Source organism: Mesorhizobium sp. M0808, assembly GCF_040320025.1.
In the GTDB taxonomy this organism is placed as follows: domain Bacteria; phylum Pseudomonadota; class Alphaproteobacteria; order Rhizobiales; family Rhizobiaceae; genus Mesorhizobium.
The window spans coordinates 203,390-217,830 of sequence record NZ_JAMYOX010000006.1; the positions used below are offsets into that span (position 1 = coordinate 203,390).

Sequence of the window (14,441 nt, forward strand, 5' to 3'; positions counted from 1 at the left end):
ATGGCCCGTCAAGCAGCGCAAGAGGCACTGCGACCCTGCTTTGAAGTTTGTCATCGAGCGACGGCAATGGTGACCATTGGGCTTCCTCGCCGGTTCAGGTGTTGAACTTGAACAGCATGATGTCGCCGTCCTGGACGATATACTCCTTGCCTTCGTCGCGCGCCTTGCCGGCCTCCTTGGCCGCGACTTCGCCGCCCAGCCTGACGAAGTCGTCATAGGCGATGGTCTGGGCGCGGATGAAGCCGCGCTCGAAATCGGTGTGGATGACGCCTGCCGCCTGCGGCGCCTTGGCGCCCTTGTGCACGGTCCAGGCGCGTGTCTCCTTGGGGCCAACGGTAAAGTAGGTGATGAGCTGGAGCAGCTCGTAGCCGGCGCGGATGACCTTGTTCAGGCCGGGTTCGTCCAAACCGAGCGTTGCCAGGAATTCCATTTCCTCTTCGTCCGAGAGCTGGGCGACCTCGGCCTCGATCGCCGCGGAAATCACAACGGTGCGGGCACCTTGCGCGGCGGCCATCTTCTCGACCGCCCTGGTATGCGCGTTGCCGGTGGCGGCATCGGCTTCCGCGACGTTGCAGACGTAAAGCACCGGGTGTGAGGTCAAGAGATTCAGCCCCTGCAGGATGCGCAGATCCTCAGCCGAGATGCCGTTGAGCAGGATGCGGGCGGGCTTGCCGGCCTGCAGCAGTTCAAGCGCCGCTTCCATCATCGGAAGTACGGTCGCTGCTTCCTTGTCCTTGCCGGCGGCACGCTTGCGGATCTGCACGATGCGGCGCTCAATGCTGTCGAGGTCGGCAAGCATCAATTCGGTTTCGACGGTCTCGGCATCAGCGACAGGATCGATGCGGCCCTCGACATGGGTAATGTCGTCATCCTCGAAGCAGCGCAGCACATGGACGATGGCGTCGACCTCACGGATGTTGGCGAGGAATTGGTTGCCAAGCCCTTCGCCTTTGGAGGCGCCACGCACTAGGCCGGCAATGTCGACGAACGAGATGCGGGTCGGGATGATCTCCTTCGACTTGCCGATCGCGGCGATCTTCTGCAGGCGCGGGTCGGGCACCGCCACCTCTCCGGTATTCGGTTCGATGGTGCAGAACGGATAATTGGCGGCCTGCGCCGCCGCCGTCCTGGTCAACGCATTGAAGAGCGTCGACTTGCCGACATTGGGCAAGCCAACGATGCCGCATTTGAAACCCATTTTTGTCTGGTCCTATCGGGAAATCGAAATTTGATCAGGGCTATGGGCGAAAGCGCCGATGATCGTCAAGGCGCAATTCAATTCAGACGCTGCGCGATGTCATCGGTGCCTATCGCCAACGAACGAACGCCGGACCTGCTCAGTATTTGCAGAAGATGCCAGAACGCGTCGACCTCAGCGGTTCCGAAATCGATGGTCAGTTGCCCGTCGAGCAATTGCGCACTGTGAATGACGTTTCCGACGGTCTCCGATGTTTCACGCTCGCCATCGATATCGAACCAGCCGCGAAACCATTCGTCGAAGAGATCGCCGTCGAGCTCATTTATAGGGAATTTAAAATGAACCTCATCCCACCTGAAAGGTGAGATGAGGACATCCATTCCACCCATCCCGGCGTGAATATCCGGAGAGAATTTCACATAGGAATCGCTGTTGATGAATTGCGGATTTGGCTGTCCGTCATTACTGACGAAATCAACCGCGATGAAATTTCGATAGAAGGAATCGACGTTCGAAAACTTGATTTCGGTCGCATGCGATCCTTGGCTGTTGCGAGCAAGTTCGCCGGCAGCGGCGACGAAATAATCAACATACTTCTGTCTGATGAGACGGACCAATTCCTGAATGTCATCCAGATCCATGGCTCAGTCCTTGCCGCCAAAAAGCTTCTTCAGCATGGCCGCCATCGGGCCGGTTTCGGGCAGCTTGGCCGCCGGCTGCTGCGGCCGCGCCTGGCGGACGTGGCTTTGCGCCTTTGGCGCCTTGGGCGGCGGGCGATCGTCGTCGTCCGTCGGCGTGAGCTTGTCGCGCAGCGCCAGCGTCACGCGGTTCATGAACGAATTGTCGTCGCCCTTGGCAAGCAATCCGGCACCATCGGCGATTGCGTCGAGCAGCACGTCCAGCCATTCGCGGTCGCCCTTGGCGAAATCGCCAAGCACATGGCCGTGCACCATTTCCTTGACGCCGGGATGGCCGACGCCGATGCGCACACGGCGAAAATCCTTGCCGACGTGCTGGTCGAGCGAGCGGATGCCGTTGTGGCCGCCGGAACCGCCACCGACCTTGACCCGCACCTTGCCGGCGGCAAGGTCGATCTCGTCATAAAAGGCAGTCAGCGCCGAAGGGCCGAGCTTGTAGAAGCGCAAGGCTTCGCCGACCGACTGGCCGGACAGGTTCATGAAGGTCTGCGGCTTGATCAGGATCACCTTTTCGCCGGCAAGCGTGCCTTCGGCGATCAGACCCTGGAATTTCTTCGACCAGGGCGAAAAGGAATGGCGGCGGGCGATCGCGTCCGCCGCCATGAAGCCGACATTGTGCCGGTTGTTGGCGTATTTCGCGCCCGGATTGCCGAGGCCTGCAAAGACAAGCATCGTCGCCTCCGGGCGGGAAGGGGTTACTTCTCTTCGGCGGCAGGGGCCGCTTCGGGCTCAGCCGCTTCAGTCGTCTCTTCCGCGGCCTCCGGCTTCATCGCCGAGGAGCCGGCAATGGTCGCGATGGTGAAGTCGCGGTCGGAGATCACCGGCTTGACGCCGGCCGGCAAGGTGATGGCCGAAATGTGGATCGAATCGCCGATATCGGTACCGGTGAGATCGATGGTGATGAAATCCGGGATCGCATTGGCCGGGCAGTGGAACTCGACCTCGTGGCGCACGATGTTGAGCACGCCGCCGCGCTTGATACCGGGCGACTTGTCTTCATTGATGAAGTGCACGGGCACGTCGACATTGACTTCGGTATCCTTGCCGATGCGCAGGAAATCGACATGGACAGGGAAATCCTTGACCGGGTCGAGCTGGAAATCCTTGGGCAGAACCTGGATCTTGTTGCCGTCGACATCGATCGTGGCGACCGTGGTCAGAAACCCGCCGCCATGGATCTTGTAGTAGATGTCCTTATAGGTCAGCGCAATCGCCAGGGGAGGCTGCTTGTCGCCGTAAATCACTGCAGGCACTTTACCGTTGCGGCGAACTGCACGGGCGGACCCCTTACCGACCTGTTCGCGCGCTTCGGCCTTGAGCTCGTAAGTATCGTGGCTCATGGCATTTCCTTTCGCGTTGTTCTGGAGCGCTCACGGTCAGCGTGGCTGGGCCGTAAACGTCGAAAGCCGCCGGGCCTGCATATCCGAAAGCCGGCAGCCGCATAAGCAAGCGGACCTTTGTTCGGGATCACAAGGGAAGGCAGCCTTCCGCCGCGTTGCCTCCAAGGGTGTCTACGCGGGTGGCGGCTCTATAGCCGAAGGCGGGAAAGGGTGCAAGTCATGGCAGGCGACAGGTCTACAAGGGTTTCCCCCATAGCATGGCGACCACCCATGCCGATGTTATAAACACCGACATGCTGGCCTTCTTCAGGGCGTAAGGCCTTTCAGAACGTAACAAAAAACCCGCCATCTGCGGGTGATCTCGTGTCAGGTCGTGCCGATGTCAGGCGATGCTCAAGCCGCCATCGATCAGCATTTCCGCACCGACCATGAACGGGCATTCGTCCGAAGCAAGAAAAACCACCGCGTTGGCAATTTCCTCGGCGGTTCCGAAACGACGGGCAGGCACCAGGCCGACCACAGCTTTCGCACGCGCCTTCGCCGCTTCGGGGTCCAGCCCAAGTTTGTCGTTGAGCGGAGTGTCGATCGGACCCGGGCTGATCACATTGGCGCGAATACCGCGTTCTATCAGTTCGCCCGAGAGCGTCCGGGCGAGCGAAATCATGCCGGCCTTGGCCAGCGCATAGACGTGCGTTCCAGCCATTCCCATATGCGCGTTGACCGAGCCGCTGAGGATGATCGACGACGGGTTCGAAAACAGCGGAACGAGCGCCTTGACCAGGAAGTACGGCCCCTTGAGGTCGACGTCGATGCTCCTGTCAAACGCGGCCTCGGTCCAGTCGCCAAGCGGGCGCAGGTCGGCGATACCGGCATTGAGGAAGAGAGCGTCGAGCTTGCCGAAGGTTTCCTCGATCCGCCGCGCTATGTCGTTCTGGGCAGCAGCATCTCCGGCGTCGGCGGCAATGACAAGCACATCACTGCCGAGGATGGTGCGCGCCTCCTCGAGACGGCTCGCATTTGTTCCGGTGATAGCGACGCGCGCACCTTCCTCGATGAAACGTCGCGCCGTCACCAGGCCGATGCCGCTGGTGCCGCCGGTAATCAATGCGGCCTTGCCTTTTAGTCTGGACATAAGCGAATTGCCTTTCCTGGCGCGGAGCGCTGCGCAGCATCAGGGTTGAGCCCGGTATGTTCAACTTGAAGGCGTTGCTGACCAAAATTTTGCCTTCAGGGGTGACCCTCTCTAACAGGCTTTTCACCCGGCGTATGATGAAAGAATCATCGAGGGCGCGGCAACTGTCGCGCACTCGTATCAATTCCGAAAGATGAACTGATTTTTAGCTGGCCGCCGCCTCCATCTTCCTCGCTTCCTTCATGTTAGGCAGGAGGACCGTCAGTAGCCCGAGCAGCGGCAAATACGAGCAGACCTGGAAGACGAAATCGATGCCTTTCATGTCGGCGACGACGCCAAGCACGGCGGCGGCGATGCCGCCCATGCCGAAGGCGAAGCCGAAGAAGATGCCGGCGATCATGCCGACGCGGCCGGGCACCAGTTCCTGGGCGAAGACGACGATGTTCGAGAAGGCCGAGGACAGGATCAGGCCGATCAGCACGGTGAGAACCATCGTCCACTCGAAATTGGCATAGGGCAGGGCCAGCGTGAAGGGCAGCACGCCGACGATCGAGAACCAGATCATCGCCTTCTGTCCGTAGCGGTCGCCGAACGGGCCGCCGAGCAGGATGCCCAGGGCCGAGGCGCCGAGGAACAGGAACAGCATGACCTGCGACATCTGCACCGAAACGCCGAATTTATGGATGGCATAGAAGGTGTAGTAGCTGGACAGGCTGGCGATGTAGGCGTTCTTGGTCAATACCAGCAAGGTCAGCACCGCCAGCGCGCCCAGGACCTTGCGGCGCGGGAAGGGCGAGACGAAACCTGCCGCCTTGCGGGTGCCCTGTGCGGCATGCAGGCGGCTGTACCAGCCGCCGACCTGCCAAAGCACGATGATGCCGATCAGCGAGCCCCCGGCGAACCAGGCAATGCTAGTCTGGCCGAAGGGCACGACGATGAAGGCTGCCAGCAGCGGCCCCATCGCCTGGCCGAAATTGCCGCCGACTTGGAACAGCGACTGCGCAAGACCGAACCGGCCACCGGAGGCGAAGCGGGCGATGCGCGAGGATTCCGGGTGGAAGATCGCCGAGCCGATGCCGATCAGCGAGGCGCCGATGAGGAGCAGCGAGTAATGTCCGGCATAGGCCAGCACGACCAGCCCGATCAGCGAAGAAGCCATGCCGTAGGGCAGCGAATAAGGCATCGGCCGCTTGTCGGTAATCATGCCGATCACCGGCTGCAGCAAGGATGCCGTCACCTGGAAGGTGAAAGTCAAAAGGCCGATCTGCCAGAAATCGAGACCGTAATTGTCCTTCAGCAGCGGATAGATCGCCGACAGCAGCGACTGCATGATGTCGTTGATGCAATGGCAGAAGCTCACCGCCAGGATGACGGTGAAGGCCGTCGCCTGAGCTGAAATGTGGCTGGCCGCTGCCGGCTTGGCGTCGGCGGTTGCTGTGGTATCGGTCAAGGCAGGCTCCGTGGTCTTTTTGGCGGGCGCTCCCGCAGGCGGTCTTATAGGCCGCAGCCTTATACGTTGCTTGTCACGCGACTTCTTTCGTGGTTTGGTCCAATAGTTTCGCAAGTGGGCCATAGCTGATGCCGCATGGCAGGGAAATGTTCAGAGCGGGCGACACCGATCTCGGGCTGTTGCATGAGCGTCGCTGGCAATGGCTGGAGCAGGCCGTAGGGCCGGCAGTGGCGCTGCCGACCGAATATCCGGACGGCTACCATGTGCCACGGCACCATCATAGCCGCAGCCAGTTGCTGCACGCGCTGGTCGGTGTCGTGCTGGTGACGACGCGGCATGGGCGCTGGATGGTGCCTCCGGACCACGCGATGTGGATCCCCGCCGGCACCGAACATTCCGTCGAGATGCTGGGCGACGTCAGCATGCGGTCCGTCTATGTGATGCCGGAGGCCATTCCCGGCCTGCCGGACGGGTTGCGTGTCGTCGGCATCACCGACCTGATGCACAGCCTGATCGTGGAATCGGAAAAGCTGCCGCAAGGCGCCGAGCTGGAGGGGCGGGGCGGACTGATCATGAAGCTCCTGCTGCACGAAATCCCGAACCTGCCGGAACGGCCGCTCGGCCTTCCGTTCCCGTCCGATGCAAGGCTGGCGACGCTATGCCGGCGCTTCGTCTCGGCACCGTCACCGCATGCGACGATCGACGAGTGGGCCGCTATCGTTGGCATGAGCCGCCGCTCTTTCACCCGCGCGTTCCACCGCCAGACCGGATTGTCGCTGTCGACCTGGCGTCAGCAGGCCTGTCTGTTCGCGGCGCTGCCACGGCTGGCCGACGGCGAGCCGATCACGAGGGTGGCGCTCGATCTCGGCTATGACAGCGTGCCGGCGTTCATCACCATGTTCAAGCGCATGCTGGGAGCCTCGCCACGCGGTTACATGCGGGGCGCCCGTGATGCTGGCGAAGGTGTGCGGCGAATAAGCGGTCCGGCTCGGCCTGAGTCGCAGCCCTGAAGGGCGTCGCGTTCGACCGGCCTCATGCGACGCGCTTTGGGTTCTTGCTTTTATGCATGTCGTTATCGCAAAACCGCTGCACTTTGCGCGACACGCATTAATCGAACAGGCTCGACACCGATTCCTCGGTCGCCGTGCGCGAGATCGCCTCGCCCATCAATTCGGCGATGGAGATGACGCGGATATTGGCGGCGTCCAGCACTGCCTGGGTCGGCTGGATGGAATCGGTGATGACCAGTTCCTGCAGTTTCGAGGCGCCGATGCGGGCGATGGCGCCGCCGGACAAAACGCCATGGGTAGTATAGGCAGTGACACTGGTGGCGCCGTCGGCAAGCAGCGCATCGGCCGCATTGCACAGCGTGCCGCCCGAATCGATGATGTCGTCGATCAACAGGCAATCCTTGCCGCGCACGTCACCGATGACGTTCATGACTTCCGATTCGCCGGGGCGCTCGCGGCGCTTGTCGACGATGGCAAGCTGGGCGTCGATGCGCTTGGCGAGCGCGCGGGCGCGGACCACGCCGCCGACATCCGGCGACACCACCATGACGTTGGCAAGCTGCTTGTATTTCGCCTTTACGTCGCGGGCCATGACCGGCACGGAAAACAGATTGTCGGTCGGGATGTCGAAGAAGCCTTGAATCTGGCCGGCATGGAGATCCAGGGTCAGCACCCGGTTGACGCCCGCCCTCGTGATCATGTTGGCGACCAGCTTGGCCGAGATCGGTGTGCGGCCCGAGGCACGGCGATCCTGCCTGGCATAGCCGAAATAAGGAATAACCGCAGTGATGCGCTTGGCCGAAGAGCGCATGAAGGCATCGATCATGATGAGCAGTTCCATCAGATGATCGTTGGTCGGGAACGAGGTGGACTGCAGGATGAAGACGTCCTCGCCGCGCACATTCTCCTGGATCTCGACGAAGATTTCCTGGTCGGCGAAGCGCCTGACGCTGGCCTTGCCCAGCGGAATGTTGAGGTAGCGGGCGACTGATTCGGCCAGCACCCTGTTGGAATTGCCCGCGAAGAGCTTCATGCACCGTTCCTGGCGAAGGATTGAGAGACTCCGATAGCACTCCAGCCTCTTAGTCGGGCTTTTAGCGGCCCGCGCCGGTATTGCAAGCGTCGTGAACGGGAATCCGCCGGCTAATCTCAATAAACGCTTACGGCTTGACGATGCGGCGATAGGTCCACTTCGATGCCGACGGAATCGGGATAGCTCTATCTTTCAGTCTGAGTATGATCTTTTCCGAAAACCGGATTTCACTTTCGGAATTATGCTCCAGGTCAGCCGGCGCCGCCGCCAAGCCAGGTGGCGAACTGGTCGATTGTCTGGTCGGCAATTGCCTGCATGGTCGCCGGGGCGACCGCCGTCCAGCCTTCGCCGCCGCCAACAGACGGCGCCTTCTGCTGGCCGTTGATGCGATGCAGCCGGTTGCCGGCCGGGTCATAGATGTCCCAGACATAGATGACGGTAGTGTCCTTGCCTTCCGTCATGGTCGAGAAATAGCCCTTGAGCACATGTGTTGGGGTCTGGTCGGTGCTGCCGGCCAAGGTGATGCCGCGCTGCCTGGCGCGTGTCTGAAGCTCGGCGGTCAGCGGTGTCGCGGCTTCTACCGAGGCGCCGACGATCGGCGCCACCTGCAGCCGGGTCCGCGCAATGGCAGCCGCGCTTTGGGCGGGCGGCACGGCTGCTGCAGCGGAAGGCTGCGCTGTATCTGCAGTTTGCGCAGTGCCGGCAGGCTGAGCCGGAGTTGCGGGGGGCGTCGCGGCACCTCCGGCTCCGGAGAGCGATTGCGTCGATTGCGGGGCAATGGCCGAGGGTTCGAGAACGTCCTTCGCATTGGTGCAGGCCGCCAGTGCCAGCGCCACGAGCAATGACACGGTCGTCACATGCGATCGTCTCATTAGCCTGAAAACTCCTTGGCGACGAACGCCCCTCACACTCTTTCCATTATGGATTCACTGCACGATCAAGTCGAGATCATGGCGGGACAGCGGCTTCGGCTGGGATTCGGTGGTCAGATAGGTGCGGCCAAGCGTCATCGCGGTTTCGGTTTCGGAGTCCATGATGATCATATGGGCGAACAGCGTCATGTTCGGCGCAATCGGTTCGGGATTACCCTGATAGAACATCGGCATATCCATCCAGGAAGGGGTGAAGCGGGCGCCGAGCGAATATCCGCAGGCATTGAGCCGGTGCTTGGTCAAATTGTGGGCTTCGAGGGTGCGGGCATGGGCGTCGAACACGTCGCCGAACGTATTACCGGGCGTCATCGCCTTCTCGACTGCAAGTAGCGCGGCGCGGGCGGCATCGAACAATTCCTGGTGGCGTTTCGATACCTTGCCGGTCAACACCGTGCGCATCATTGCCGCATGGTAGTGGTGGAAGACACCGGCCCATTCGAGCGTCAGCTGGTCGTTCTTGGTGAGCTTGCGGCGACCGGCCTTGTAGCGGCAAAGCAGGGCGTCGACTCCGGAGCCGATGATGAACTCGTTGGCCGGATAATCGCCGCCGCCGGCAAAGATCGCACCTTGCATGGCGGCGAGGATCAGCGCCTCATCGCCGCCCTGCTTGATCAGCGGCAGTGCTGCGTCCAGCGCGTCGTCGGCCAGATTTGCGGCTTTTTCCGCCTTGGCGATTTCTGCCGGGCTCTTGAACAGCCGTAGCCGGCTGACAATGCCGGAGGCATCCGCGATCTGCCCGAAGGTCTGCAACTGCTCGTCGAGGCGCCGGCCATTATAGGCGGTCAGGCCGTGGGTGTCGTATTCGACGCCGATCCGGGCGCCGAGCAGGTCAAGCTCGTTGAGCAGATTGCGCAGATCTACCGCCGGATTGGCGCCGTTGCGGTCCGTCCACAAAACGATGTTGTCGATGATCGAGGTGTGGCGCGCCTGGCGCAAGTCGGCCGAACGCGTCAGCAGCACCATCGAGCCGTCGGCCTTGACCACCAGGCACTGGAAAAAGCAGAAGCCGAAGGTGTCGTAGCCGGTTAGCCAATACATGCTTTCCTGGGCAAACAGCAGGACGGCGTCGAGCTTCTTTTCGGCGATCTCGATCATCAGTCGATCGCGCCGCGCGTCGAATTCCGAGCGTTCGAAATGCAGCGCCATCAGTCAGCCTCCAAAACGATTGCCGAAACCTGTCGCCCGTAGTCGGGCTCGTTGCGATGCGTGCTGCGCCGATAGGAGTAGAAAAGCTCTTCCTCGGCATAGGTGCAGCGGCCAAGTCCTTCGGCGTTGACGCCAGCCTTGGTCAGCCGGTCGACCGTGTAGCGGTTGAGATCGAACATCGCATGTCCGGCATTTGCGGAGGGCGCGAAATAGCGAGCATTGCCGGCATCGGCGTCGACGAAACGGGCGACGAATTCCGGTCCGACTTCGTAATTCCGTCGGCCGATCGAAGGACCGAGCACTGCGACGATGCGGTCGCGCCGGGCGCCGAGGCTTTCCATTGCCGCGATGGTGTTTTCCAGCACTCCGGTGAAAGCGCCTTTCCAGCCGGCATGGGCGGCGCCGATAATACGCGCCTCGGCGTCGGCGAAGAGGACCGGTCCGCAGTCGGCGGTCGAGGCACCGACGGCAATGCCCGGCCGGTCGGTGACAATGGCGTCGGCCTTGGGCCGCTCGCCGGCAAAAGGCTCCCTGGCAATGACGACGTCCGGCGAATGAACCTGGTGAGCGGTCAGCAGATGGTTTGCAGGCACGCCCATCCATTCGGCGACCCGGCGGCGATTCTCGCGCACCAGCGTCTGGTCGTCGTTCGAGCCGGTGCCGATGTTGAGGCCCCGGTAGATGCCGCTGGAAATGCCGCCGACTCGCGTGAAGTAGCCGTGGCGGATGCCTTGCGCCGTTTCAAGCAAGGGCGACCGAACGGGATCCGGTTTGGTCTGATTCAGCATGGCGGCTTTGTTGTCCGTATGGGCGATTTCGTCAAGCGAGTTGAAGGGGCGCAGTTGAAGGCTGGTCAGTTGAAGGCTGGCGCAGTTGATGTCGGGCGCTAGTCGGAGACGGGAGAGTGAGAGAGGCGGCAGCGAAAAGTCAATCCGTGCTTGGAAACGGCGGAACGGCAATGCCGGCAGGGAGGACGGCAAGCACCTTGAAGAGTTCGCCCATGGCCAGCGGGCCGGCGAGGCGCTCGACGTCGGCCGCGATCTTTTCGCGAGCTGCCTCATCGGCATTGGCGCCGAGCCGGCCAGCTCGTTCGAGAAGCCCCATCTTGAGCAGGAATTCACCTTGCGTTGAGAGGTGGGCATCGAGGCTGTGTGCCCGAACGGTTGCCGCGAGGGCAGCGAAATCGACATGGGCTGTGAGATCGGCCTGCCCCGGATTGGCCAGCACGTCCTCATGACCGTGCTTGCGCAAGGCCTGCAAGGTGTCGCCGATCCCGGGCTGGAGGTGACCGTAGTCGAGAAACAGGCCGGCGCCGCCAAATCCGGCAAGTCGCCCGGCGATGGCCGCCATCAGGGCGGCGCGGGCTGGCGCCATCTCGACGATGGCACCTTGCGGCGCATTCTCGGCACCCTCCGGCAGCAGCATCGGGTCAAGCGAGCCGGCGCCGACGAAAAAGCGCAGCCGGTTCGCATCGTCGAGACCGATCATCCGCTCGCGCCAGCCGGCCCCAGCGCGGACGAACTGGCGGATGGGCACCGCGTCAAACAGCTCGTTACCAACAATCAGAAGCGGCCCCTGCGGTAGTGTGTCGACGGCCTCATGCCAGGCGATGGTGGCCGACGTGCCGGCAAGCGTTCGTTTCTGGACCTCGGTCAACCGCAGACTGGTCTCGATCAAGGCGAACGATGCGCTGGCGGTAAGCGTCGGATCGAGCCGCGAAAGCGTGCGCAGCATATCTCTCATCAGCGTGCCGCGGCCGGGGCCTATTTCGGCGATGGCGACCGGCGTCGGCCGGTCGATCGCCAGCCACGCCTGATAGAGCCAGATGGCGACCAGCTCGCCAAACATCTGGCTGACCTCCGGCGCGGTGACGAAGTCGCCGGCGGCGCCGAACGGCTCACGTGTCGTATAATAGCCGTCTTGCGGATCGAACAGGCAGAGCGCCATGTATTCGCTGATGGGGATCGGTCCCACGGCACCGATCAGCTCGGCGATGCGGGTCTTCAGCCGCGTCATGCCGGCTGCGGTTTTGTCACCGGCTTGGCTGTAGCCATCGCCCAGATGCCGGCCAGCACCATCGGCAGTGACAGCACCATTCCCATGGTCAGCCAGCTCGTGCCAAGGAGGTAGCCAAGCTGCTGGTCGGGCTCGCGAAAGAATTCGACGAAGATGCGCGAGGCGCCATAGCCGGCGATGAAGGCGCCGCCGACGAAGCGCGGCGTCTTCAGCTTGAGCCGCGAATGGGTGAGGAAGCGCAGGACAAGGAACAACACCAGCCCTTCGAGGAGCGCCTCGTAGATCTGGCTCGGATGGCGTGCAAATGGGCCGCCATTGGGGAATTCGAATGCCCATGGAACGTCGGTCGGCCGGCCCCATAGTTCGGAATTGATGAAGTTTGCCAGGCGAACGAGGCCAAGCCCCACCGGCACGCCGGCGGCAACCACGTCGAACAGCGACCATGTGCGGATGCCACGAGACCGGGAAAACAGCGTCATTGCGAGAATGACGCCGATCAGGCCGCCATGAAACGACATCCCGCCCTGCCAGACGGCGACGATATCGAGCGGATTGGCAATGTAGCGCGGCAGGTCGTAGAACAGCACGTAGCCGGTGCGTCCGCCGAGCACCACACCGATGGCTGCCCAGACGATGAAGTCATCGAGGTCGACGGGCTTCATCGGCAGGGTGCCGTCGGGCCACAGTTTTGGGTTGGTGACGAGGCGCTTGGCATACCACCAGGCGAACAGAATGCCGACGATGTAGCCGACGCCGTACCAATGCACCGCCAGCGGTCCGATCCGGACGATGACCGGGTCGATGTTGGGAAAGGGCAGGGCGGCCAGCGGCAGCAAATATTCGCTCAACAGGGTCTCCGGGTTCCCAATCAGGTTCGGGCGCGGACCATGCGGCAGGCTTTTGGCGGGGTCAAGGCAAGCATATGCTTGCATTCCGAATCGTGCGCCACTACGTCAATTCGACCAAGCGAGGATTTGCCATGGCGACCGGACCGAACCGCATTCTCGATGAATTCGCCAAGCTGATGACCGATGCAGCCGGTGCCGCGCAAGGCGTGCGGCGCGAGGTGGAGACCGCCTTCAGGGGCCAGGCCGAGCGCATACTCAACTCCATGGACGTGGTGCAGCGCGAGGAATTCGAGGCCGCTCGCGACATGGCGGCGAAGGCCAGGGAAGAAAACACCCGCCTCGCCGCTCGCATCGAGGCGCTCGAGGCCAGGCTTGCCGAATTGACCGGTCAACCAGCGCCTGCGGCTGCGGCAAAGCCGCGTGCAAAAAAATAACAAGAAATAAATCGTTAAACTTTTCCACAAAGCCGGATCGCAAAAAGCGCTTTGTCGTGAATCGCTTACCGGTACTGCGTGAATCTTTGTGACAGCGCCTTTCCACATGCGAATGACGCAGTGCGAAAAATTTGGCTGGTCACGCGACTCCCGATCAATAGACTGAATTTGTTGCATGATTCGGAGCAGGGTCATGCGCCGGGCGGTGGGGTCCGGTCCGGGGTCTTTGCGTTGACGAAGTCCTGGCCGTCCGAGTTCTAGGCAGAATTGTTCGAGTGTGCCTCTCCCGCGGAGCGTGTGGTGGCGCTCCCAGAACGACAGGAAGCATTTCATGGAACTTCTCGAACTCGAATTCTCCCGCGAAATCCATCCGGTGGATGTTATCGAGCAGGTGGCGCACAACAACGATTGGTCCTTCGAGCGGGCCGGCGACGACGAGATCTCGATCTCTGTTGCCGGAAGCTGGACCGACTACCACGTTTCATTCTCCTGGATGGAGGACTATGAGGCGCTGCACCTGGCCTGCGCCTTCGACATCAAGGTCCCGGAGGCGCGTGCGCTCGAGGTGATGCGGCTGCTTTCGCTGATCAACGAGCAGATGCTATTTGGCCATTTCGACCTCTGGGAGCAGGAAGGCGCCATCATGTTCCGCCAGTCGCTGCTGCTGGCCGGTGGGGTCGAGCCGTCGAGCCAGCAGGTCGAGGTGCTGCTGTCGTCGGCGCTGGAGGCCTGCGAATGCTATTTCCAGGCGTTCCAGTTCGTCGTCTGGTCAGGAACTTCGGCCAAGGATGCGTTGGCCGGCGTGCTGTTCGAAACCTACGGAAACGCCTGACCGTCGATGGTTTCGAGCAACGCGCGAAAACCCGAGATCAGCTTTGCCGATTTCGACCGCATCGACATCCGCGCCGGCACGATCGTCGAGGCCGAGCCTTTTCCCGAGGCGCGCAAGCCGGCGATCAAATTGAAAATCGATTTCGGTCCCGTGATCGGGGTGAAGAAATCCTCGGCCCAGATCACGAAATATTATACGCCCGAAACCCTGATCGGCCGGCAGGTGTTCGCTGTGGTCAATTTCCCGCCGCGTCAGATCGGGCCATTCATGTCGGAAGTGCTGACGCTCGGCTTTCCCGATGAAGAGGGCGCGGTGGTGCTTGGCGCGATCGAGCGCAAGGTGCCGGACGGAGGCAGATTGTTCTAGCTGCGC

General features: G+C 61.9%; 16 protein-coding genes and 1 pseudogene. 5 read left to right on the forward strand and 12 right to left on the reverse strand.

Annotated elements, in window-relative coordinates; genetic code table 11:
- Nucleotides 1–94: 94 nt before the first annotated feature.
- The 4 genes from ychF to NKI25_RS11150 form a co-directional block, all read right to left on the reverse strand.
- On the reverse strand, nt 95–1,198 hold the full coding sequence (gene ychF / locus NKI25_RS11135) for a redox-regulated ATPase YchF (RefSeq protein WP_352680844.1): 1,104 nt from the start codon (nt 1,196–1,198) through the stop codon (nt 95–97).
- Nucleotides 1,199–1,275: 77 nt separating this feature from the next.
- On the reverse strand, nt 1,276–1,839 hold the full coding sequence (locus NKI25_RS11140; protein ID WP_352645069.1) for a hypothetical protein: 564 nt from the start codon (nt 1,837–1,839) through the stop codon (nt 1,276–1,278).
- A 3-nt stretch (nt 1,840–1,842) separates the two neighbouring features.
- Nucleotides 1,843–2,568: an aminoacyl-tRNA hydrolase gene (gene pth / locus NKI25_RS11145; protein WP_352680842.1), complete on the reverse strand. Its 726-nt coding sequence runs from the start codon at nt 2,566–2,568 to the stop codon at nt 1,843–1,845.
- A 23-nt stretch (nt 2,569–2,591) separates the two neighbouring features.
- Nucleotides 2,592–3,236 carry a 50S ribosomal protein L25/general stress protein Ctc gene (locus NKI25_RS11150; protein ID WP_023678438.1) on the reverse strand — a complete coding sequence of 215 codons (645 nt, stop codon included), beginning with the start codon at nt 3,234–3,236 and terminating at the stop codon, nt 2,592–2,594.
- A 221-nt stretch (nt 3,237–3,457) separates the two neighbouring features.
- On the opposite strand from NKI25_RS11150, the pseudogene NKI25_RS11155 reads away from it, so the two are divergent.
- A pseudogene (locus NKI25_RS11155) lies at nt 3,458–3,553 on the forward strand (alpha/beta fold hydrolase); the annotation flags it as partial.
- A gap of 65 nt (nt 3,554–3,618) precedes the next feature.
- On the opposite strand, the gene NKI25_RS11160 reads toward NKI25_RS11155, so the two are convergent.
- Complete coding sequence (locus tag NKI25_RS11160; RefSeq protein WP_352456918.1) at nt 3,619–4,368, reverse strand: SDR family oxidoreductase; 750 nt, start codon at nt 4,366–4,368, stop codon at nt 3,619–3,621.
- A gap of 205 nt (nt 4,369–4,573) precedes the next feature.
- On the reverse strand, nt 4,574–5,818 hold the full coding sequence (locus tag NKI25_RS11165; RefSeq protein ID WP_352680840.1) for an MFS transporter: 1,245 nt from the start codon (nt 5,816–5,818) through the stop codon (nt 4,574–4,576).
- 128 nt (nt 5,819–5,946) lie between these two features.
- Here NKI25_RS11165 and NKI25_RS11170 point away from each other — a divergent pair, with 128 nt between their 5' ends.
- On the forward strand, nt 5,947–6,828 hold the full coding sequence (locus NKI25_RS11170) for an AraC family transcriptional regulator (protein WP_023678428.1): 882 nt from the start codon (nt 5,947–5,949) through the stop codon (nt 6,826–6,828).
- 97 nt (nt 6,829–6,925) lie between these two features.
- On the opposite strand, the gene NKI25_RS11175 is transcribed toward NKI25_RS11170, so the two are convergent.
- The 6 genes from NKI25_RS11175 to lgt all read right to left on the reverse strand — a co-directional run bounded on the left by NKI25_RS11175 (nt 6,926) and on the right by lgt (nt 12,803).
- Nucleotides 6,926–7,861: a ribose-phosphate pyrophosphokinase gene (locus tag NKI25_RS11175; RefSeq protein WP_023678427.1), complete on the reverse strand. Its 936-nt coding sequence runs from the start codon at nt 7,859–7,861 to the stop codon at nt 6,926–6,928.
- A 251-nt stretch (nt 7,862–8,112) separates the two neighbouring features.
- A complete protein-coding gene (locus tag NKI25_RS11180) occupies nt 8,113–8,733 on the reverse strand; it encodes a hypothetical protein (protein WP_352680836.1) in 621 nt (206 codons plus the stop codon).
- A 54-nt stretch (nt 8,734–8,787) separates the two neighbouring features.
- Entirely contained in the window at nt 8,788–9,939 is a 1,152-nt protein-coding gene (locus NKI25_RS11185; protein WP_023678425.1) for a M24 family metallopeptidase, read from the reverse strand.
- Complete coding sequence (gene pgeF, locus NKI25_RS11190; RefSeq protein WP_352680834.1) at nt 9,939–10,727, reverse strand: peptidoglycan editing factor PgeF; 789 nt, start codon at nt 10,725–10,727, stop codon at nt 9,939–9,941. Before pgeF ends, NKI25_RS11185 begins: the two co-directional genes overlap by 1 nt.
- Before the next feature lie 139 nt (nt 10,728–10,866).
- Nucleotides 10,867–11,955, reverse strand: a complete 1,089-nt coding sequence (locus NKI25_RS11195) for a class I SAM-dependent methyltransferase (protein ID WP_352680832.1) — start codon at nt 11,953–11,955, stop codon at nt 10,867–10,869.
- Nucleotides 11,952–12,803 carry a prolipoprotein diacylglyceryl transferase gene (gene lgt / locus NKI25_RS11200; protein WP_352743268.1) on the reverse strand — a complete coding sequence of 284 codons (852 nt, stop codon included), beginning with the start codon at nt 12,801–12,803 and terminating at the stop codon, nt 11,952–11,954. Before lgt ends, NKI25_RS11195 begins: the two co-directional genes overlap by 4 nt.
- A 131-nt stretch (nt 12,804–12,934) precedes the next feature.
- Between lgt and NKI25_RS11205 the strand changes: the two genes are divergently transcribed.
- The 3 genes from NKI25_RS11205 to NKI25_RS11215 all read left to right on the forward strand — a co-directional run bounded on the left by NKI25_RS11205 (nt 12,935) and on the right by NKI25_RS11215 (nt 14,435).
- A complete protein-coding gene (locus tag NKI25_RS11205; protein ID WP_352681125.1) occupies nt 12,935–13,237 on the forward strand; it encodes an accessory factor UbiK family protein in 303 nt (100 codons plus the stop codon).
- 331 nt (nt 13,238–13,568) lie between these two features.
- Nucleotides 13,569–14,069, forward strand: a complete 501-nt coding sequence (locus NKI25_RS11210; RefSeq protein ID WP_023678420.1) for a type III secretion system chaperone family protein — start codon at nt 13,569–13,571, stop codon at nt 14,067–14,069.
- A gap of 6 nt (nt 14,070–14,075) precedes the next feature.
- Nucleotides 14,076–14,435 carry a tRNA-binding protein gene (locus tag NKI25_RS11215; protein ID WP_023678419.1) on the forward strand — a complete coding sequence of 120 codons (360 nt, stop codon included), beginning with the start codon at nt 14,076–14,078 and terminating at the stop codon, nt 14,433–14,435.
- The last annotated feature ends 6 nt before the right edge of the window (nt 14,436–14,441 follow it).